Below are 19794 nucleotides of genomic sequence, written 5' to 3'. Positions count from 1 at the left end.
CTTCATAACCTACTTAGTGATAAGTAGCTGAACCGTCAGAAGTCAGCAGAGGTCATAGTATTAGTTGGTCTAGAACAACTAAGAAGGACCGAACAATTAAGAGAGAATAGCCCTTGGTATTCAGTGAGTCATGATGAACACAGAAAACGTAGTACCTCACTTGAGGGAGGAAGCGGTGAATCCCGTGGGAGACCTCTTGGAGGGTGGAGTGACCACTGGCATAAAGAGAACAGCTATTCACGGAAGTTATAAAGACTTGCGTCAATGATCTTAATTGAACCGCCGTATACGGAACCGTACGTACGGTGGTGTGAGAGGACGGGAGTTAATCGCTCCCTCCTACTCGATTTTTTTAGTAACGTTGGAGGTTATAAAAACGAATATATTTGTGTACGGCATCCTTGACCTCTTTGACTTTGCAAAAAGAGTGCAGAAGAAAGCACTCTGTCTTGAAATAGCTGAAGAAGTTCTCCATGCAGGCATTGTCCAAACTGTTTCTTTTCCTGGATATTCGGGTCCTTATGATCGACCGGGACGGCCTCTGGGAGAATGGCCATAACGTTCTTTATATTTTTCAAGCGCTTCCTGTCAAGTTAGAGCTTTGTTACAGAAAGGCTTGGTGTGCCCTTTTTACGATAAGTGTACGACTTCTTCCAGGGCCCGCGGAGAGGCTCAAAAAGGACGTCGATGAGGCGTCCCACGGATTTCATTCTAAAGGATCAAGTCCGTGGGATAAGAGATATTGGCTGCTTGCATATGTAGTATCCAGCATTCGTTTTCCCTCAATCTGGGGCAGATACGATATAACCGTGATCTTTTCCCGGGGATCCGAACCGGCTGGGGGTTGATCACCTTCATCATCGTTGGAAGAAACTTGAGCTTTCTGACGCTCTTGTTTCCCCTCCGCTGTCCGAGGTTTTCCCTTTCGTATCCGATTCCTGCCAATCTTTGCATACGTCGATCCAATCCTTGGCCTCAGAATAATTCCATAGATCTTCCGGACTCACTTCAATGGCGGAGTTGATGCTTCCGCATGCGGGAAAAACGGTTTTGAACCGCTTTAAGGACAGGTCCAAAAAGATGTCCAAATCATTGGCCAATCCAAAAGGGCAAACCCCTCCGACCGCATGGCCCGTTTGTTCGAGCACTTCCTCGGCGCTTAACATCCGCGCTTTAAAACCGAAAGTATGGCGGAATTTTTTGTTGTCGATTTTGGCGTCGCCGGCGGTCACGACCAACAGCGCACTGTCTCCTTTGCTCCGGAAGCATAAGGTTTTGGCGATGCGGGCCGGTTCTACGCCGATGGTCTGGGCGGCCTGTTCCACCGTGGCGCTTGAGGTATCGAAGACCATAATATCCTGATCCCGATTCCATTTTTTTAGATGGGCTCTAACACTTTCCAGGGACATCTGTCTTTCCTCCTTCATAGGTTCTATATGATTAATGTCTATCTTATCATAATAATTCGAATTTTGTGAGATTTGAGTCTTTTGGGGGCGTGATATTACGGAAGGACGCAAAAAGGACATCCTTGTATGCAGCCGCCGCAGATCGGATGTGATCTTATGGAAGGCATATATAAAGCCAGACCGGTGGCAATGTCCTGCTATCCCTTCGTGAACTTTCTTTTTTCTGTCCACTATAAGGGGATCATATCAACTTATAGGGTGTTTTCCTTTTTTAAGAAAAAGTTAAGCAAAGCTTGGCATAATGATGGCATCCTCAAATAAATGAAGAAAGGAGAGTCGCATATGAGAAGGGTACGTGCCCTTCATTTTTGGATCGGAGCAATAGCATCTTTGTTTTTGTTCATTGAATCAATAACAGGTCTCATTATGTATGTAACAGGAGAAGAGCGAGGAAAGGATGGTAGAATGGAACAGTTTCATGCAGTCAATACACAGCAAATGGCAACGAACTCTCAACAAAATGGACAATCAGGGCCTCCAGCTGCAGGAGAAATGAATGGGGGTTTTCCGAATAATGGGGGAGAGGGCCATTCATTACAAAGAGTGGTTCGTGAACTTCATACAGGCCCCATTGGTCTAGTGAGTTCGATCGGAATGATCATCATGACCGGGACTGGACTGGCTATTTCGATTCACATACTTCTAAGAAAACGAAGAAAGGCGAGACTTCGAAAATCTCTCGCTACATAAGATGAAGAAAGGGGGAGATTTTCCTTTTGACGCACTTCGTAAAAAAGGAATAAAGAGGTTGGCTTTCATAAATTAGCCGAGCCGTTGATAAAGGCCGCTGCCATGTTTGGTTTTATGTTTTGGTGAAAATGGGAAGATAAAGGGGGTGAGAAATCATCAATGGGCTGAAGAAAATCGAGGCTGTTAAATAATGTGAATCATTCTTTTTTTGCCGTATATGGGGAGCCTCGGCGAGGAGCGAAGATACGAACGAATGATCACATTATTACAGGGAAGCCTCCATTTTGCCCAAGCAGAAATAGAAAAAATTCGATTGTCAAAGAAAGATAGCATTCAATTGGCAGAACAATAAAATGAAGGTGAAAGGTAAGCAAATAGGATGGGTATATCGGTTCATGCTTACCTTTTTTCTTTTTGTGAAATTCGTGCCTTATTTTTTGTATCGGCTCTTCATACGGAAATAATAAAAAATGACTCGAATGCCGGATCCCACATCCAACGTCGCCAAAATAATGAGCAAGTACGTAAAAAAACCAAATCCATTGGAATTTACATTTTCAATAGCCATATAAGTAAAAAGGGAACCAAAAAGCAAATAAATGATTCCTGAGGATAGCAATGTTTGTTTCATTGAAAAAATCCTCCAATTAGTCCTTGAATGTGCTGAAGTTGGTCACGATAGAAAAGCTGTACGACGACCACAAGAGTATTCATGGCTACGTGGGCGAAAATAGGAACCAGAATTCTGCCTGTTCTTACATATAAAAAAGCGAATGTGAACCCCATCGCGCTATAAAGAAGAATATGTTCAAATTCCATATGCGCCATGGCGAAAATGACGGAACTGATCGTTGCGGCGATCCAAAAAGAAAAACGTTTGTATAAAGAGCCAAAAATGATTTTTCGAAAAACAATTTCTTCTAATATAGGTCCGAAAATGGATGAAACAAGCATGGAGGCCGGAAATGTTTTGATAATTTGAAGGATATTTTCCGTATTTTTCGAACCGGGATCCACACCGAAAAGGTTTGCTTCGATGTTGGCAGCGATGCCTTGGGCAAACAGTGCAAGAAATACTCCGGCGATCGCCCATACTATCGATTCTCCTGGAGAAGCCGGAGCTTTTCTCACCAATAAAGCATCAGTACGTGCTTTTCTTAAAATCAGCAAAATAATGATTAATGTAATGGAAAAACTGATGACAATCCAATATCCGGGGGCCGCTTGCCTCATAAAAACGGGGTCTTGTCCTGCCCTGATTCCGATTCGATAAACGAGCGGGACACCGATGAAACTGGATAGCTGCATAAGAATATAAGCAATTAAAATATAACCGTATTCTTTTTTCACTTTTTTATACTCCTTCTCTTATTCATTCATTATTTTCATTCTACTAGCAATTTACATCCCATTCAAATTCAAGAAATACAGGAATAAAACTAGTGGCCGGGGAGAAGATAACATCGGGCATTTTCCCCTCGCGCGGATAAGAGAATTCTGGCGAAAAATCTCGAATAAAATTTTTTGCATCATACTTGCAAAAGAAAGGGGTTTTATTTATTATTATTAATGTGTTAGCACTCAGGTGAATAGAGTGCTAACAATATAAATTACATATGAAAACAAGGAGGTTGTTTCACTTGTTAAAACCACTGGGTGATCGCGTCGTAATTGAATTAGTTGAAACGGAAGAAAAAACTGCAAGCGGCATTGTATTGCCAGATACGGCAAAAGAAAAGCCACAAGAAGGCAAAGTGATCGCAGTTGGAACAGGCCGCGTTCTTGACAGCGGTGAACGCGTTGCACCAGAAGTGTCTGTTGGCGACCGCATCATCTTTTCTAAATATGCTGGTACAGAAGTGAAATACCAAGGTACAGAATACTTAATCCTTCGCGAAAGCGATATTTTAGCAGTGATTGGAGAATAATAACGATTTTTATCATAATGACAATATTTTAACTAAGGGGGTTTTACAAAATGGCTAAAGATATTAAATTCAGCGAAGATGCTCGCCGTGCGATGCTCCGCGGTGTAGATAAACTAGCGGATGCAGTAAAGGTGACTCTTGGACCAAAAGGACGCAACGTGGTTCTTGAGAAAAAATTCGGATCTCCTTTAATTACAAACGATGGGGTTACCATTGCGAAAGAAATCGAATTGGAAGATCCATTCGAAAATATGGGAGCTAAATTAGTTGCTGAAGTAGCCAGCAAAACGAACGATATTGCTGGGGACGGTACTACGACTGCAACTGTACTTGCTCAAGCCATGATCCGTGAAGGATTGAAAAACGTAACAGCCGGTGCAAACCCTGTCGGCATCCGCAAAGGAATTGAAAAAGCGGTTCAAGTGGCTGTTGAAGAATTAAAAGCCATTTCAAAACCAATCAAAGGAAGAGAATCCATTGCTCAAGTTGCTGCTATTTCTTCTGCTGATGAAGAAGTTGGCGAATTGATCGCAGAAGCAATGGAACGCGTTGGCAACGACGGTGTTATCACGATTGAAGAATCCAAAGGTTTCACGACAGAATTAGATGTCGTAGAAGGTATGCAATTTGACCGTGGCTACGCTTCTCCATACATGGTAACAGATTCTGACAAAATGGAAGCTGTTCTGGAAAACCCATATATCTTAATCACTGATAAGAAAATCTCCAACATCCAAGAAATCCTTCCTGTTCTTGAACAAGTTGTACAACAAGGCAAACCGCTTCTTTTGATCGCTGAAGACGTTGAAGGGGAAGCTCTTGCAACACTTGTTGTCAACAAATTACGCGGTACATTCAACGCAGTTGCTGTAAAAGCTCCTGGATTTGGTGATCGTCGTAAAGCAATGCTTGAAGACATTGCTATTTTAACTGGCGGTGAAGTGATTACCGAAGATTTAGGATTAGATCTTAAATCTGCGACTATTGCTCAATTAGGTCGTGCCGGAAAAGTTGTAGTAACGAAAGAAAATACAACGATCGTAGAAGGAGCTGGCGAATCCAGCAAAATCGCTGCTCGCGTAAATCAAATCCGCGCTCAATTAGAAGAAACAACTTCTGAATTCGATCGTGAAAAACTTCAAGAACGTCTTGCTAAATTAGCAGGCGGAGTGGCTGTGATCAAAGTGGGTGCTGCCACTGAAACAGAATTAAAAGAACGCAAACTTCGCATTGAAGACGCTCTGAACGCTACTCGTGCAGCTGTAGAAGAAGGAATCGTTTCCGGCGGTGGTACTGCACTAGTGAACGTTTACAATAAAGTCGCTGCTATTGAAGCAGAAGGCGACGTAGCGACTGGTGTGAAAATCGTTCTTCGCGCATTAGAAGAACCAATCCGCCAAATCGCACAAAACGCTGGTCTTGAAGGATCTGTCATTGTAGAACGCCTGAAAAAAGAAGAAGTCGGAATCGGCTTCAACGCTGCTACTGGCGAATGGGTAAACATGATCGACGCTGGTATCGTAGACCCAACAAAAGTAACTCGTTCCGCACTTCAAAACGCAGCATCTGTTGCCGCTATGTTCTTAACAACAGAAGCTGTTGTAGCTGATATCCCGGAAGAAAACAAAGGCGGATCAATGCCTGACATGGGCGGAATGGGCGGAATGATGTAATAAACATCAAAAAACCCTTATATATCAAGGAAAGAAGGCTGTTTCGGCAGCCTTCTTTTTTTATAAAATCACAAATCACTCACATTTTTTGCGAATTTGTAATATTTAGGACGCTTCTGAAGTGGATTTTTATTTTTTCTGAAGCATTCTTTTTCATTTTTTCCGTAACGTGCATATAAATTTTCATGACTGTTTCCTTGTCATCATGTCCAACATGTTTCATGATTGTTGGAAGATCCACTCCGGCTTCGGCCAACACTGAAATATGTGTATATCTGAAAATGTGTGGAGTAGCATGTTTCTTAATATTTTATAAATCATTTTTTTCTGAAAAATCTTTTAAATGCATTTTGATAAACAATAAACTTAAGTTTATCCTTAAATAAAGGAGGTCAACTAAAGTTAATGTCTAAAATCGATTTAAGCTTATTAGTTACATTTTTAATCATTTTCCCTTTAGGGATGTATAAAGCTTTTTTTGAAAAAGGGGGTACTTTTTCGTTAATTTTTGGTATTTTGCTAATTGGCCTTTCTATATATCTAATATTTGAAATGAATAAGAAAAAATAATTAAATCAGAACATAACAATTTTGCTTTAATAAATTTGTTGTCCTTGATACCAAGAGATGGCGTTATATACTTGCAACAGTAGAGAAAATGGTAAAATCACTGAGAATTAACAACCGTGGTTGGTATTGGAGTATATTAGGGAAAATGATTAGTTGTGTTAGAAGTTATATTCTAATCAGGTGAATGCTGCTCGTATCGCAGAAGTTTTTTTAGTTCTCGACTAGCATTCAAAAAGATTGACGATCCTTGATATGCTTTTCAGCAGTGCTGGACAGAAATTGTAGAATCTCCTTATACCCATTGCAACAAACTATCAATTTTGGTGCCTTTTTGGTGCTGATTTATAAATTTTAGAGGTTTCTCGTAAGCCTCACCCTCACCAAACTTTTGGCAAACCTCTTTTTACGATCATCCTTAAGAGATAATTGGCGTCGCTGACCTGCTATTGGTTCAGGAGGAGTATTTGGTAGATACACAGATTCTTTATCACTTTTTTATTTTTGCGGGACTTACAGAGAAAAAAGAAAAGCCCCCGAGAGGGCTATCTCAATTTCTTTCACACGCATAATTGTCGTGATCTCTATCGAATTTAGGTTGATAAGCTGGATGACCAGCGGGAACTCCATCTGGATACACTTCTCTAAGCTCTGTACAATTTGCAAAATCTGTTTGGCCAGTACTTGGTGTTGTTGCAGAAGGAGCAGTTGGTTGTGTATTGGCGTTGTTATTAGAGCTAGAGCTTGATCCAACGCTTGTATGAGAACTTTGTGTTGAATGTGTTGAGTGTGATGTGTGTTGACTTGCGGTTTGATTAGCTGCACAACCATTGAATCCTTTATCCGTCACATAGCCTGGATCTGACCATATATTTAAGTGCTTGTTTTGAGCTGCTTTTTCATCATTTTCATATGTTGATAGATATTTGTACGGCGGGTCGTATATGTATGCAACACGGGCATATCCTTCTTTCAACAGTTCTTCTTGTACAGATTTACCGTCAACAAACACATATGCAAGTAGACGTCCGTATTTATCTCTTTCGCTGCCCTTGTCAAATTCAAGGTACAGATTGCCGCTATTTACTAATTCACGGTTTCTTTCTGCTGCAGCCTTAGCGTACGGTTGAACACATGTGCCAGGCTTTTTCGATTCTGGCGTATCAACAAGTAAATAGCGAACCGTTTCTTCTTTGCCTTTGTAGTTAACTTTGATGGTATCACCGTCTACAGTTTCAATGAGAGTAACTGGAATTAAGTTTTTATTCGTATCATCATAAGATGATGACTTTAATGACGGGGTAGAAACTGGTGTACGTTTTTCTTTGGAAGCATTATGTTCTTTAGTAGTTTTGCTATCATCTGATTTTTCTTTCGTCTCAGTAGAAGCAATTTCTGTTTTATTTGGATGTGATTTTTCATTCTCAAGATCTGGTGCATTTGACGCAAAAACTACAGATAGAACCAATAAAACAATTGATGCTAAGGAGAGTTGCTTCCAAGCCCGATTCCGTTTGATTCTCAAAATAATTGTGGCAATTAAAGCCGCAAGGAACGCAACTATAAAAAATACTGCTAATGTATTGAATGGTTCCTTTAGCGAAAACCATAAAAGCGTTAATAAAGAACCGAAAAGAAAAGTGGGCATCGAGATGGATTTTTTAGTTTTTTGGCTCATTAGGCCAATGCCTGCTATCATGGCCACAATCCCTATAACCCCAAAAATATTCATAAATATCCATTTAATGACTACTATTGCTAGAGATAATAATACCAGCAATAGTACGATTCCCAAGCAGCCTGCTATAATATTGGGCATTGAATAACACCCCTACTGAAAGATTTTGGATACAGAATTTATCTTTCACATGCGATAAAATCGTGATCCCTATCCAATTTTTTGTTCGCATCATATAAAGTTTGTGAAACATATGGCTTATAGCGCGTTTTTCCACCCTTGTTTTTTACACTTGCCGAACGGGCAACTCCACCTTTGTATACTTTGTTTAGTTCTGTGCAGTTTTTGAACGTTCTGGCTTTGACAGCTGCCTCTGTATCATGGCTGGAGTAAACAGAAAATCCTAAAATCAAACACCCAGAAGCTAAGATTCCAAACCATTTTTTCATGATGATTCCCCCTAAAGTAAATTTTGTATGTGAATTATAAAGGTTATCATAGCCGTTTCATTATTTACTTTTAAAGGGCAGGCTTCGAGAAAAGAGCTATCTTGGATAACACTCAAGCAAAGTTAATGAGTGTGTTAACAACATGATCTGAAAAAAGTACTTAATTAGCACGGTCGTTATTGGAAAGAAATAGCCTTTTCTCGTACATGAATTCATCACCAATAGACCTATGAATATAGTACTAGATAAAATGCAAAAAAATAAATCTTCAAGATAGGGTGCTTTTTAAGCTCTTCGAATACTAGTGGATCCGATCTTTTCCCAGTTACTATGTCTGCTCATTACGATGGAATGGAGGGCAGCACGCCTAGCAAGTTCTCTGTTATTCCAAATTATTATCCTAATTTTGTGATTTTTTCAATATAAAATTCCAATTTTACCATATTTTTATGATGAAAAGAATAAAATGGCTAATAAAGCAACTAGAGGGAAAGTTTTCTTTTCGATTTAACTAGTAATTTTCTTCAAAATGGGAATTAATTCTTGAAAGAAAGGCTTCACAATAAAGTCAGTGGCACCTAGCTTAAGAGCTTCCATGATCAAAGTTTTTTGTCCCATGGAGGAGCATATGACAACTTTGGCTTTCGGATTATGCTTTTTGATTTCATTTAAAGCGTCTAAGCCATTTTTATAAGGCATGATGATGTCGAGCAGTACAATATCAGGAAGAACTTTTTGATAGAGTGTAATGGCTTCACAACCGTTGGAAGCCTCAGCCACAACCTTGAAGTTGTCATTGGACAAAAGTTGTTTTAAATGATTCCTCATAAACTGAGAGTCATCAGCAATAAGGACAGTTGTAAACGTTTTTTTCAATTGAATTCAATCCTTTCCTAAAATTTAGGCAAATTTTTAAGAAAGGAATTTCAGTTTTGAACAAGATTTATCAAGAATAAATCTTGGCAGCCCGGCTACCATGACAATCTATAGATTGTTTTAGGCCCGTGGCTTTGCGTCTTTTACTTTCGTAAAATTTGCCCAATCGTATCATAACATATCGAATTTTGTCGATAAAGTTTTGTACTTTATAATAAAATGTTTACTTTTACGTCAAGAATAGCAAAGAGCAGATGGAAATGAAAAAGAGGAAATCGTATAAAACGTGATTGTAGCGGCAGCAAAAGCAGAAGAACATGAGAAAAGAGGAGTCGTGCCGCAGCGAGTAGCATTCAGAAGAGATATAATTTACAACACTTATGCTCATCATGTATAATAGTATTGAGTAATTCCATATGATAATAAAAAACGAAGGTGCGGCAACACCTTCGACTATACAATAGACGGTTCCCTTCAAGGGGGATCGACAAGGCAGAAAGAATCCATAATCCACCCGGTCTCGTTAACTCAAGGGTGGATTATTTTCTTTGGTGATATGACAGTATCGAAACAATGAGACTTGCGAAAGTGAGTGCAAACATCAATGCTTGAAATACCGTCATCGGCATCACCCCCTCTCTTTTAGGGGTAAAATGCCGACCACCCTTGAGCTTTTCCCGTAGCTATTGTGTTTCTATTATATCACGTGTTTATTTTTTTCATAGATTATTACGAACGTTTGTTCCTTTTTTACCAAGTTAATGATTTGATTTCGCGATTTTTGCATGTGATGAATCGCTTTTTTAATGATGGCAAGGGGGAGTTGTATTGGTAAAAAATAGATAGTACAAGGGAAGGCAGTGGAGAGTAAATATCTTTTGCTAAGTGAGATGGCTAGTCGCTTTTTCCTATTTCGATTGAAATATAAGCAAAGCATTTTGCTGGAATGTCGAGGGCTTTGTCACTGTTAATTCATAACAACACCCCTCTTCTTATTTAGTAGAAGAGGGGTGAGGGGATATTAGGCGTTGGTTTCTTCTTTTTCGTAAATCGGCACCCAGCCTTCAGTTGTGACAAAAATGCGTATGGCGACAACGCGACGATCTTCTTGCAGTGTAAAATAGTGGCGAGTATTTTCGGGAACGGAAATTAAATCGCTCGGCTCTAACTCGACGTCAAAAAACTTTCCGTCTTTTCCTTGAATCACAAAGATTCCGTGGCCGCTGACAATAAAGCGGACTTCGTCATCTGTGTGATGGTGTTCACGCTTGAAATTTGTGAGCAATTCATCCAAGTTCGGTGTATTTTCAGATAAAGAAATGACATCTTGCGCTTTATAGCCGCGACGTGCGGAAATATCCGCAATTTCCTCTTTAAACGTTTCTAAAATTTCATTTTTTTCTTCTTCCGTAAGCAAATATTTCTCACGCAAATGTTCCGGGAGTTTGGTAATATCCCATTTTTCGTAAATAACGCCTTGTTCGTCTAAAAATTGGATTACTTCTTCTTCCTTTGTAATTCTTTCATTTGTTTCATGTAAACGAATCGTTGCCATTTTTCTTCCTCCCTCAATAAAGTTTATTTTTCTCCCGAATACTCGCTTTTTCTCAAAATTTCATAGACACTTAATAGAATACACACCTCATTTAATGGATATATGTTGAATTTTTTTAAATAATTTACATGGTAGGGGGCATCCTATCAACCAAATTGTATTTATTTGGTAAAAATAAGGTATAACCGTGCTTCATCATCTCCACATCACTCACGGTCGCTAACCCTCCCACATCTCTCCGGATTGAATTCCATACATTCCTTCGTCCTGCGTATCCATGAGGTGGAGGTTGGATATGCTCCTTTGCTGGGTCACATGCCCGTATGGAATAAATAAGCTCCAACTCTGCACTATTGGTGTTTGTCATTTGAGATAATTACGGTATTCTGAAATGATTTCATGAACTTAATAAAGCCTTAAGCTGCCTGTAATGAATCGATTTGAGGCAAACCTCTCAATAACTTTGAACCATCAAATTCACACTGTTTTTGACCAATGACAAATAAGACACGTAGTAATTTACAACACAAGGCAATCAGTGACTGCTGTTTCTTCAAAGGTCGATCAGGACGCTTTGTGTAGTATTGATGCAGGGCTTTAAACGTTGGATTATGGGCAACGAGTGGACGAATGGCCAAGTATAAAGCTCTTCGCAATCGACTTCGTCCTCGTTTTGTGATCTTGGTTTGCCCCTTAAACTTCCCGGAACTATGTTCACGTAATGACAGCCCTGCCAGATTTACTAATTGCTGGGGATGACTATACTTTGTTATATCCCCGACCTCAGCGAAGAATAGCGCGACTGTTGTAGGACCTAAGCCTTGAATATTGATCATTTCCTTCGCTCCAGGTATCGTTACTACAAGTGCTTCCAGATCCTTATCTAACTGTCCTAATTGCTCTTTGTATAGCTCATATTGATCGAGTAAATAATCCAATTCACGTTTAGCAAACTTGATACCAATTTGGATACCAATGCTCTTTTTCGCTGCTTCTATTAACTTTGTAGCTCGTTTGATTCCTACACCACGGTTTACTTCTTGTTTCCATTTCGCAAGAACTTCTTCTGATGTCATTTCTTTAATCTGAGAGGGGAATGGAAAGTTTCTTAATGTACAAAGAGCTGCCTTTCCTTCCCAGTCTTTAAATACATCGAAAAACTCCGGAAAGTAACGCTGGATGTGATTTTGAATACGACCTTCTGTGATCATAAGCTGCTGGATGAGCTGATCTCTTAATTTGACGCCTTCTCTTAGCTCTGCATAGATGCCATCTAAGAGATTTGGTACGGAGTATCGCCCATCTTTAATCAGCTGTGCAATCACACGTGCATCTTTCGTATCGTTTTTAGTTGGAGAGTTATCATCCAGCTCTTTAGTTTTTTTGACATGCATAGGATTGACCAAGACAAAGTCATAACCTTTAGCAGTCAAGAAATAGGCTAGACTCAGCCAGAAATGACCGGTCGGCTCAACACCAAAAATGACATGTGTTTTTTGGTGTTCCTTTTGATGCCTCGAAACCCAATCAAGCAGTTTTTGATAGCCATGTATGCGATTTTCAAAGATCAGTCTTTTTCCAAATTCGATTCCTCGATCATCCTGAGCTCGAGCGACGTGTTTGTCTTTGGCGATATCAATGCCTACAATTAATGTTGATGGTGTAATTTGCGAGATTTTACGATTTTGCGTATAATTCATCTTGAGTCCTCCTTGGTAATTATTAATTCGGGGTCAATGCATTGACACCCTGTACTATACCAAGAGGGCTCTTTTTGTTTCAAACCTCAAATTTCTTCATTACAGGAATAGCTCCTTTATTTTTGCTTATCCCTTTTGTACTTTAAAGCGCAAGTGGGGTCAGGCACCTTAATTTGATATGATAACTGAATAAAAATTCATATGCTTCTAAATATTTTTTCGCTTCAAATGCGGTGCGTCCCCATACGGTAATGCCGTGATTGCGAATGAGGACGGCGCCTGCATCGTCATGCACATGCCGGGCGAATTCTTTCGCCAGCGTTGGAATATGGGCGTGATTTTTGATGATTGGAATGCGAATCACAGCGTCTTCTTCCCAAAGTCCGAACGCTTTAATAATTTCTTGATTGCTAAATTCCACTTCTCCAATGTCACCGTATAATTCAGAAATGACATTATTATCGATGGTATGGACATGGAGGCCGCAGCCTGCATTAGTTCTGTTATAAATTTCCACATGCAAAAGCGTTTCCGCTGAAGGTTTTAAATGGGTTTCTTCAGCCGGATAGCCAAGCGCATCTACGAGAAGGAAGTCTTCATCGGTTTGCTTTCGTTTATCTTTTCCGCTCGCGGTAACAAGAAAGTGGAGAGGATCATCGGAAACTTTAATCGATAAGTTCCCGCTTGTTGCAAAAAACCAATCGCGCTCGGCCAACTCCGCTTTCACATCGGCAAGTTCCTTCCATTTTTTCTCAAGTTCACTCATGCTCCCACCTCCAGCTTCTCAAGCACCTCCACTACATCAAAAAACGTGTTGAACGGTGAATGGGAAATGCCTAGTTTCTTGCACTTTTCCAGTAAAAAGTCGCGAGCAATGACATGGTCTGCTAATTTTGCCACTGCTAAATCCGTAATGGAATCTCCTATGACGATATGGAATCCATCCGGTTTTGAGTGCTTCCGCAGCAGCGACGGCTTGCAGCAGCCACAACCGTTTTGGCAATGCTCATCACACGAATAAGGCCAAACAATTTGAATGGTTTCATTGCTAAAGTCTGAGCCGTTGCAAAAAATGCGTTCTTTTTCGATAAGTCCTTCCAGAATCGGATAGACGAAAAAATCAATGCCGCCGCTCACTACATAGAGCGGAATGTCGTGTTGTCTTGTAAAATCGACAAATTCCCGAAAGCCGTCGCGAATACAGGCCGTTTGTAAAACGTAGTCCGTAATCTCTTCTTTCAATTCGGAAGAAAGGAGGGAAAACATGTTTCCGACACCTTCTTGAACGGTCAGCCGCTCCGCCAATATATCGTCTTTTAGCACTTCCCATTCCGGAGGAGCAAACTGTTTCATAATCGCAGCGATATTATCTTGGGTGGTAATGGTTCCGTCGAAATCGCAAAAAACGATTGGTTTTGTCATACTGCCACCTCGTGAGCGCCCCATAAATCAATAGCTTTTTTCAACTCTTCATGGTCTTTGGCAGCTTCTTCCAGGGTTTTTCCTGTCAGCACGGCCTCAATCGCCGCACGGAATGCTTTTCCGCCGCCTTCAGCTCCATCCGGATGGCCGTGTATTCCGCCGCCGGCATTAATGACGCTATCGATTCCAAAATCGCGAATTAAAAGCGGCACTAGACCTGGGTGGATACCCGCAGATGGAACCGGGAAAGATCGTTTCCAATGCTCATCTTCTTTCGTCAACTCGTCGGCAATGCCGAGCGCTTCCCTTCGATCAAGGGCGACGCTTCCATATGGCGATGGGAAAAGAGCAAAATCGGCTCCGGCTAATCGAAGCAATTTTCCAAGCAAGAGCGGGCTTTTGATGCCATAAAATTCGGATGGTGTAAGTGCACCGCTGACAGCTGGATGGGCCATAATCGGAATGGCAATGTCTTCATCTTCGCGCAAGCCTTGCAATACGTCTAATCCATAAGCGAACACGTTAAAAAGAATCACATCGGCACCGATTTCCGCCGCGCGTTTTGCTTTTTCTTTTAACTCGAATGTTTTGCCCGTTAAATTGACCGCATACAACGTTTTCTTTCCTGTTTTTTCGTATACGTCGTTCAGCACGGCTTTACCGTTGGCGATTCGCTTTTCAAACGGAGTTAAGTCATTTTCAAACAAAATTTCGTCGTCTTTCACGAGATCGACTCCGCCGAGGGCTTGTTGTTTTAACTGTTCCGACAAATAATCTAAATCACGCCCGATGACGCCTTTAAAAATGCTCATGAGAAGCGGGCGATGATCAGCGCCGACTTGTTGGCGAATTCCGTCTATTCCAAAGCGCGGACCGGGAAACTGTTTTTTTAATTCTTCAGAAAAAGAAAGATCGATCAGTTTCACTTCGCCATCGAGCGACAGCTTGCCGAATACGGTTGTTAAAATCGCTGGTAAATCGGCGCTGAAATTGAGGCTTGGATACGCAATGCGGACAAGTCCTCGCTTCACACGTTTGCCCAGATACTCATTGACTCGCTCGTCCTCTTCCAACGGTGTGACGCTCTCGACTTCTCCTTTATGCTTCTGCAATTGTTCTTTTTGCAGCTGCGGCAAATTGGTCCAAGAACCAACCGTGAGGCCAAGAGCAATTCCTTCTGCTTTTTTCTCCAAATCTTTCTCATCGTGAATAAGATAGGTGGCAATGACTTGGCTCATGTTCATCCCTCTTTCTAAGTTCAATAAAAAAACCTCTTCATAAGAAGAGGCTAGAGGTTCACACTCTTCTTATCTCTCAGCATATCGCTGCAAGAATTAGCACCGTGCTTAACGATTGTTAAGTCGGTTGCCGGGCTTCATAGGGCTCGTCCCTCCACCTGCTCTTGATAAGAATGCTTGAATCATGTATTGACTTTTCAAAATTTTCTTAGTATCGGTAAATTTGATTTGTATTATGACAGGAATTTTTATCGGTGTCAATCATTTTTTTGCGACATGGAAAAGACCAAGCTTCGCAATACGTTGGACAGCTTCTTCCAGCCGTTCTTCCCTCGTTAATAAACCGACGCGCACATACCCTTCTCCGTGTTTTCCAAATCCGATTCCGGGAGCAACCGCCACATGCGCTTTTTCAAGTAGAAAATCAGAAAATTGCTCTGATGTCCAGCCGTTCGGTACAGGAAGCCACGCAAAAAATGAGCCAGCAGGAGGCGTGACATCCCAACCGATTTGCGAAAGAGCACGAATAAACGTATTCCGTCTCGACTCGTATAGCGAAACAAGCTTTTTCACGCTCTCTTGTGAAGAAAGAAGCGCACAAGCCGCTGCCTCTTGAATCGCACCAAACAAGCTGACGTATAAATGGTCTTGAAGCAAGTTAATCGCTGCGATGACACTTTCATTTCCAACTGCGGCTCCCACTCGCCAGCCGGCCATATTAAAGGTTTTCGAGAACGTATATATTTCTATGCCGACGTCTTTAGCCCCTTCTGCTTGAAGGAAACTGACCGGTTTTTTGCCGTCAAATCCGATTGCCCCGTAGGCGAAATCATGCACGACGCAAATATCGTGTTTTGCGGCAAACGAAACGGTATCCATAAAAAATTCTTTTGACGCTACTGCTCCGGTGGGGTTATTTGGATAGTTTAAAAACATTAATTTTACTTTTTCCGCCACGTCATTTGAGACTTCGTTGTAATCCGGCAAAAAATGGTTTTGTGCGCGAAGCGGCATCATCGCCATTTCAGCTTGTGCCAAAGCGACACCCGACCAATAATCCGGATATCCCGGATCAGGAACGAGAACAAGATCACCCGGATTCAACAAACAGGTCGGAATTTCCACAAGTCCTGCTTTTCCTCCAAATAAAACCGCCACTTCTTTTTCCGGATCCAGTTTCACCCCATATTCACGTTCATAAAAGGCTGCGACCGCTTCTTTAAAAAACGAATAGCCGCGAAACGGCGAATATTTATGATAACGGGGATTGGCGACTGCCTTTTGCATCGCCTCCACAATATGGGATGGCGTCGGCTGATCCGGATTCCCTTGACCTAGGTTAATGACATCATGTCCTTGGGCTTTCACGTTTTCTACTTTTGAGACGAGAGACGCAAAAAACTGTTTTGGGAGTTTCTGCAGCAGTTCCGATTGTGCGAAATGTTTCATCGTTTACACCTACTCAAAATTTTCTTGAAATTCTAGTCAAACATCATATATCGTAAAAATCAAATTGTAAAGTCAAAATTTTTTGAGGTGAATGATTATGACATTCAAAATGGCTTGTCTTCAACTGGATATTGCTTTTGGCGCTCCGCTGGAAAATCGACAGCTTGTTCAAAACGAAGTAGAAAAAATAGCCGCTCAACACCCTGACATCATCGTTCTTCCGGAATTATGGACAACGGGCTATGATTTAACGCGTCTGGATGAAATTGCGGATAAGGAAGGCGAAGAAACAAAAGCATTCATTAGTGAGCTTGCGCGTCGTCATCGCATCCACATTGTCGCCGGTTCCATCGCCAAAAAAACAAATGATGGAACGACGAATACGATGTACGTGGCCGATCGAAACGGCGATATTGTAGGCGAATACAGCAAACTGCATCTTTTCCAACTGATGGATGAACATCTTTATTTGCGATCTGGAGATGCACCGGGACTGTTTACACTTGAAAATACATTATGTGCCGGTGTGATTTGCTACGACATTCGTTTTCCGGAATGGATTCGCGTACATGCCTTGCAAGGAGCAGAAGTGTTGTTTGTCGTTGCCGAATGGCCGTTGCCGCGTCTGTCTCATTGGCGTACGTTGCTTCAAGCGCGTGCCATTGAAAATCAATGTTATGTTGTCGCCTGTAATCGCGCCGGCCGTGACCCGAATAATACGTTCGCCGGACATTCGCTTATCATCGATCCGTGGGGGGAAATACTTGCGGAAGCAAAAGAAGATCCTTGCTCCCTCATATCCGAAATCGATTTGCAAAAAGTCAAAGAAGTACGTGAGCAAATCCCGATTTTTAGCGACCGTCGTCCAGGACATTACAGAACAAACGAAAAAATTTTTTAAAAAAGGATTGACAATCACTCGAACTTCGATGTATGATTTCACTCAAATGAGAATCCGCCGATAATTAAAGCAATAACGAAAATTCGAATAATAGCTGATCAATACTCTTATCAAGAGTTGGCTGAGGGAATTGGCCCAATGAAGCCCAGCAACCGACCGTAATACTATCGTGAGATAGGGCGCAGAAAAGCGCCGGAAGGAATCTTCCGCAAGGCACGGTGCTAAGTCCAACAGAGAGAGTCATTCTTTCTGAAAGATAAGAGGTGAGAAGAAGAATCTTCAAGCCTCTTTCGATAAACGAGAGAGGCTTTTTATGTGCGCCCGGCATGTACATGAACTATAGGGTGTAAGTCCCGAACCCCGAAGACAGAAGTAGAGGTTAGCCAAGAGCAAGGGTGTCCGTGGTGACGCGGAATCTGAAGGAAGCTGGAGGCAAAACACCGGTCCGAGGAACACGAACCTCATATAAGGCTAGGTATGATGGAGTGAGTTTGCATAACAAAACAAAGCTCTTTCTGTCGAAGGTCATATCGAGTAAATGAGGCGGATAGATGGTGTGAAAGTGCATGTACTTACCCGGGGAGGTCTGGCGGATAGGTGAAGTACTCTTCATAACCTACTTAGTGATAAGTAGCTGAACCGTCAGAAGTCAGCAGAGGTCATAGTATTAGTTGGTCTAGAACAACTAAGAAGGACCGAACAATGAAGAGAGAATAGCCCTTGGTATTCAGTGAGTCATGATGAACACAGAAAACGTAGTACCTCACTTGAGGGAGGAAGCGGTGAATCCCGTGGGAGACCTCTTGGAGGGTGGAGTGACCACTGGCATAAAGAGAACAGCTATTCACGGAAGTTATAAAGACTTGCGTCAATTATCTTAATTGAACCGCCGTATACGGAACCGTACGTACGGTGGTGTGAGAGGACGGGAGTTAATCGCTCCCTCCTACTCGATTTTTTTCCAAAGGAGGCGTTCCTACATGGCCGTTTCAAATCCATCCGCTTACGAACCATTAACAGAAAAAGACGCAATTTCTCTTGCCGTTCGCTTGCGCTTATTTTCAGAAGAAGCCCAGCTGGTATGCCGGGAAATTGGCGATGGAAATTTAAATCTCGTTTTCCGTATCGTTGACCAAAAAACAGGCAAAGGAGTGATTTTCAAACAAGCGCTGCCGTACGCGAAAGTCGTTGGTGAAAGCTGGCCTCTTACGTTAAAGCGTGCGACCATAGAAAGCAATGCGTTGCGTACATTTGCCGGCTTCGTTCCGGAATACGTTCCGGAAGTGTACCATTCCGACGAATCTCTTGCCATTACTGTCATGGAGGATTTATCTCATTTACAAATTGCTCGAAAAGGGCTTATAGAAGGAAAAACGTATCCGCTTTTGTCACGGCACATCGGTGAATACGTAGCCAAAACGTTATTTTATACGTCTGACTTCGGGATGAATCAACAAGAGAAAAAACAGCTGCTTCAAAGTTTTATCAACCCTGAACTATGCAAAATCACGGAAGATCTTGTCTTTACCGATCCGTTCTTTGATTATGATACAAACGATTTTGAAGAGGAGCTGCGCGAAGATGCAAAAGCGCTTTGGAACGATGATGAGCTTCATCTTGAAGTGGCAAAATTAAAGCGAAAGTTTTTAACAGAAGGGGATGCGCTGATTCACGGCGATTTACATACCGGCAGTATTTTTTGCAGCGATAAAGAGACAAAAGTGATTGATCCGGAATTCGCCTTTTACGGTCCTTTTGGTTTTGATCTCGGTCAGTTTATCGCTAATTTGCTGCTGAATGCGCTGTCCCGTCCGCAACAAGAACAAGAGTTTTTATTTGACCATATCGAAAACACTTGGAAAGTATTTGCAAGCGTATTTTCCGACCTTTGGGAGCAGCACAATGTCGAGCCTTACGCCAAGACATCGAAGTTATTGCAGGACGTTTTGCACCATACATTTGTCGATGCGATTGGATTTGCCGGATGCGAAGTGATTCGCCGCACCATCGGTTTAGCACATGTCGCTGACCTTGACGGTATTGAAGACAAAGAGGAACGCCTTCGTGCGAAACGCCGTGCCCTTCGTCTTGGACGCAGCCTTATTTTACAGCGACATTCGCTCAATGACATTCAAGAAGTTCGTCCGCTTTTCCTACAGGCATCATTGACACCGACTAACTAAACGAAAGGAAGACAGC

General features: G+C 41.7%; 20 protein-coding genes and 3 riboswitches. Of the genes, 6 read left to right on the top strand and 14 right to left on the bottom strand.

What is annotated here, in order from left to right:
• Nucleotides 1–352 precede the first annotated feature (352 nt).
• Nucleotides 353–511 carry an IS3 family transposase gene (locus N1I86_RS16715; protein ID WP_429738523.1) on the bottom strand — a complete coding sequence of 53 codons (159 nt, stop codon included), beginning with the start codon at nt 509–511 and terminating at the stop codon, nt 353–355.
• A 346-nt stretch (nt 512–857) separates the two neighbouring features.
• Nucleotides 858–1409, bottom strand: a complete 552-nt coding sequence (locus tag N1I86_RS06870) for a YbaK/EbsC family protein (RefSeq protein ID WP_341095631.1) — start codon at nt 1407–1409, stop codon at nt 858–860.
• A 342-nt stretch (nt 1410–1751) separates the two neighbouring features.
• Between N1I86_RS06870 and N1I86_RS06865 the strand changes: the two genes are divergently transcribed.
• Nucleotides 1752–2159 carry a hypothetical protein gene (locus N1I86_RS06865; RefSeq protein ID WP_270584399.1) on the top strand — a complete coding sequence of 136 codons (408 nt, stop codon included), beginning with the start codon at nt 1752–1754 and terminating at the stop codon, nt 2157–2159.
• Nucleotides 2160–2589: 430 nt separating this feature from the next.
• On the opposite strand, the gene N1I86_RS06860 is transcribed toward N1I86_RS06865, so the two are convergent.
• Both N1I86_RS06860 and N1I86_RS06855 read right to left on the bottom strand, forming a co-directional pair.
• The gene (locus N1I86_RS06860; RefSeq protein WP_003354040.1) at nt 2590–2790 is read right to left on the bottom strand and encodes a YdiK family protein; all 201 of its coding nucleotides are present in this window, start codon (nt 2788–2790) and stop codon (nt 2590–2592) included.
• The gene (locus N1I86_RS06855; protein ID WP_048624135.1) at nt 2787–3509 is read right to left on the bottom strand and encodes a CPBP family intramembrane glutamic endopeptidase; all 723 of its coding nucleotides are present in this window, start codon (nt 3507–3509) and stop codon (nt 2787–2789) included. The genes N1I86_RS06860 and N1I86_RS06855 overlap by 4 nt, the downstream gene beginning before the upstream one ends.
• Nucleotides 3510–3799: 290 nt before the next feature.
• On the opposite strand from N1I86_RS06855, the gene groES reads away from it, so the two are divergent.
• On the top strand, nt 3800–4087 hold the full coding sequence (gene groES, locus N1I86_RS06850) for a co-chaperone GroES (protein WP_003354042.1): 288 nt from the start codon (nt 3800–3802) through the stop codon (nt 4085–4087).
• A 50-nt stretch (nt 4088–4137) separates the two neighbouring features.
• Nucleotides 4138–5760, top strand: coding sequence for a chaperonin GroEL (groL, locus tag N1I86_RS06845; RefSeq protein ID WP_003354043.1), 1623 nt, complete (start codon nt 4138–4140; stop codon nt 5758–5760).
• Nucleotides 5761–5839: 79 nt separating this feature from the next.
• Here groL and N1I86_RS06840 read toward each other — a convergent pair whose 3' ends face one another.
• Nucleotides 5840–6067: a tyrosine-type recombinase/integrase gene (locus N1I86_RS06840; protein ID WP_082142352.1), complete on the bottom strand. Its 228-nt coding sequence runs from the start codon at nt 6065–6067 to the stop codon at nt 5840–5842.
• 98 nt (nt 6068–6165) lie between these two features.
• Here N1I86_RS06840 and N1I86_RS06835 point away from each other — a divergent pair, with 98 nt between their 5' ends.
• Nucleotides 6166–6330 (top strand): hypothetical protein, encoded by a 165-nt coding sequence (locus tag N1I86_RS06835; RefSeq protein WP_003354044.1) that lies wholly within the window; start codon nt 6166–6168, stop codon nt 6328–6330.
• A 547-nt stretch (nt 6331–6877) separates the two neighbouring features.
• On the opposite strand, the gene N1I86_RS06830 is transcribed toward N1I86_RS06835, so the two are convergent.
• The 9 genes from N1I86_RS06830 to N1I86_RS06790 all read right to left on the bottom strand — a co-directional run bounded on the left by N1I86_RS06830 (nt 6878) and on the right by N1I86_RS06790 (nt 16694).
• The gene (locus N1I86_RS06830) at nt 6878–8146 is read right to left on the bottom strand and encodes a thermonuclease family protein (protein WP_270584398.1); all 1269 of its coding nucleotides are present in this window, start codon (nt 8144–8146) and stop codon (nt 6878–6880) included.
• A 38-nt stretch (nt 8147–8184) separates the two neighbouring features.
• Nucleotides 8185–8454 carry an excalibur calcium-binding domain-containing protein gene (locus tag N1I86_RS06825; protein WP_270584397.1) on the bottom strand — a complete coding sequence of 90 codons (270 nt, stop codon included), beginning with the start codon at nt 8452–8454 and terminating at the stop codon, nt 8185–8187.
• A gap of 507 nt (nt 8455–8961) precedes the next feature.
• On the bottom strand, nt 8962–9330 hold the full coding sequence (locus N1I86_RS06820; protein WP_270584396.1) for a response regulator: 369 nt from the start codon (nt 9328–9330) through the stop codon (nt 8962–8964).
• Nucleotides 9331–9412: 82 nt separating this feature from the next.
• A riboswitch (cyclic di-GMP riboswitch) is annotated at nt 9413–9503 on the bottom strand.
• A gap of 848 nt (nt 9504–10351) precedes the next feature.
• The gene (locus N1I86_RS06815; RefSeq protein ID WP_327824949.1) at nt 10352–10885 is read right to left on the bottom strand and encodes a 1,2-dihydroxy-3-keto-5-methylthiopentene dioxygenase; all 534 of its coding nucleotides are present in this window, start codon (nt 10883–10885) and stop codon (nt 10352–10354) included.
• Nucleotides 10886–11301: 416 nt separating this feature from the next.
• Nucleotides 11302–12585, bottom strand: a complete 1284-nt coding sequence (locus N1I86_RS06810; protein ID WP_270584767.1) for an IS110 family transposase — start codon at nt 12583–12585, stop codon at nt 11302–11304.
• 142 nt (nt 12586–12727) lie between these two features.
• The gene (locus N1I86_RS06805) at nt 12728–13351 is read right to left on the bottom strand and encodes a methylthioribulose 1-phosphate dehydratase (protein ID WP_003354050.1); all 624 of its coding nucleotides are present in this window, start codon (nt 13349–13351) and stop codon (nt 12728–12730) included.
• Nucleotides 13348–14007: a 2-hydroxy-3-keto-5-methylthiopentenyl-1-phosphate phosphatase gene (gene mtnX, locus N1I86_RS06800; protein WP_328204131.1), complete on the bottom strand. Its 660-nt coding sequence runs from the start codon at nt 14005–14007 to the stop codon at nt 13348–13350. The genes N1I86_RS06805 and mtnX overlap by 4 nt, the downstream gene beginning before the upstream one ends.
• Complete coding sequence (gene mtnW, locus N1I86_RS06795; RefSeq protein ID WP_341095619.1) at nt 14004–15245, bottom strand: 2,3-diketo-5-methylthiopentyl-1-phosphate enolase; 1242 nt, start codon at nt 15243–15245, stop codon at nt 14004–14006. Before mtnW ends, mtnX begins: the two co-directional genes overlap by 4 nt.
• 66 nt (nt 15246–15311) lie before the next feature.
• Nucleotides 15312–15419: riboswitch (SAM riboswitch) on the bottom strand.
• An 87-nt stretch (nt 15420–15506) separates the two neighbouring features.
• Nucleotides 15507–16694, bottom strand: a complete 1188-nt coding sequence (locus N1I86_RS06790; RefSeq protein ID WP_341095617.1) for a pyridoxal phosphate-dependent aminotransferase — start codon at nt 16692–16694, stop codon at nt 15507–15509.
• A gap of 97 nt (nt 16695–16791) precedes the next feature.
• Between N1I86_RS06790 and N1I86_RS06785 the strand changes: the two genes are divergently transcribed.
• Together N1I86_RS06785 and mtnK are read left to right on the top strand one after the other, a co-directional pair.
• Entirely contained in the window at nt 16792–17595 is an 804-nt protein-coding gene (locus tag N1I86_RS06785; RefSeq protein WP_341095615.1) for a carbon-nitrogen family hydrolase, read from the top strand.
• 104 nt (nt 17596–17699) lie between these two features.
• Nucleotides 17700–17858, top strand: a riboswitch (SAM riboswitch).
• A 717-nt stretch (nt 17859–18575) separates the two neighbouring features.
• On the top strand, nt 18576–19778 hold the full coding sequence (gene mtnK / locus N1I86_RS06780) for an S-methyl-5-thioribose kinase (RefSeq protein ID WP_341095612.1): 1203 nt from the start codon (nt 18576–18578) through the stop codon (nt 19776–19778).
• The last annotated feature ends 16 nt before the right edge of the window (nt 19779–19794 follow it).

Origin of the sequence: Bacillus sp. FSL W8-0116, from assembly GCF_038003825.1 — a bacterium.
Classification (GTDB): Bacteria; Bacillota; Bacilli; order Bacillales; family DSM-4216; genus Bacillus_O; species Bacillus_O smithii.
Note: the sequence above shows the minus strand (reverse complement) of the source record. Positions and strands in the feature narration are given on the sequence as shown.

What these genes read in the sequence shown, in the direction of transcription:
- N1I86_RS06810 (WP_270584767.1), bottom strand. Translation starts at nt 12,585, where the DNA reads ATGAATTATACGCAAAATCGTAAAATCTCGCAAATTACACCATCAACA.
- N1I86_RS06860 (WP_003354040.1), bottom strand. Translation starts at nt 2,790, where the DNA reads ATGAAACAAACATTGCTATCCTCAGGAATCATTTATTTGCTTTTTGGT.
- N1I86_RS06815 (WP_327824949.1), bottom strand. Translation starts at nt 10,885, where the DNA reads ATGGCAACGATTCGTTTACATGAAACAAATGAAAGAATTACAAAGGAA.
- N1I86_RS06805 (WP_003354050.1), bottom strand. Translation starts at nt 13,351, where the DNA reads ATGAGTGAACTTGAGAAAAAATGGAAGGAACTTGCCGATGTGAAAGCG.
- N1I86_RS06785 (WP_341095615.1), top strand. Translation starts at nt 16,792, where the DNA reads ATGACATTCAAAATGGCTTGTCTTCAACTGGATATTGCTTTTGGCGCT.
- mtnK (WP_341095612.1), top strand. Translation starts at nt 18,576, where the DNA reads ATGGCCGTTTCAAATCCATCCGCTTACGAACCATTAACAGAAAAAGAC.
- N1I86_RS06790 (WP_341095617.1), bottom strand. Translation starts at nt 16,694, where the DNA reads ATGAAACATTTCGCACAATCGGAACTGCTGCAGAAACTCCCAAAACAG.
- N1I86_RS06830 (WP_270584398.1), bottom strand. Translation starts at nt 8,146, where the DNA reads ATGCCCAATATTATAGCAGGCTGCTTGGGAATCGTACTATTGCTGGTA.
- N1I86_RS06865 (WP_270584399.1), top strand. Translation starts at nt 1,752, where the DNA reads ATGAGAAGGGTACGTGCCCTTCATTTTTGGATCGGAGCAATAGCATCT.
- N1I86_RS06870 (WP_341095631.1), bottom strand. Translation starts at nt 1,409, where the DNA reads ATGTCCCTGGAAAGTGTTAGAGCCCATCTAAAAAAATGGAATCGGGAT.
- N1I86_RS06835 (WP_003354044.1), top strand. Translation starts at nt 6,166, where the DNA reads ATGTCTAAAATCGATTTAAGCTTATTAGTTACATTTTTAATCATTTTC.
- groL (WP_003354043.1), top strand. Translation starts at nt 4,138, where the DNA reads ATGGCTAAAGATATTAAATTCAGCGAAGATGCTCGCCGTGCGATGCTC.
- N1I86_RS06825 (WP_270584397.1), bottom strand. Translation starts at nt 8,454, where the DNA reads ATGAAAAAATGGTTTGGAATCTTAGCTTCTGGGTGTTTGATTTTAGGA.
- mtnW (WP_341095619.1), bottom strand. Translation starts at nt 15,245, where the DNA reads ATGAGCCAAGTCATTGCCACCTATCTTATTCACGATGAGAAAGATTTG.
- mtnX (WP_328204131.1), bottom strand. Translation starts at nt 14,007, where the DNA reads ATGACAAAACCAATCGTTTTTTGCGATTTCGACGGAACCATTACCACC.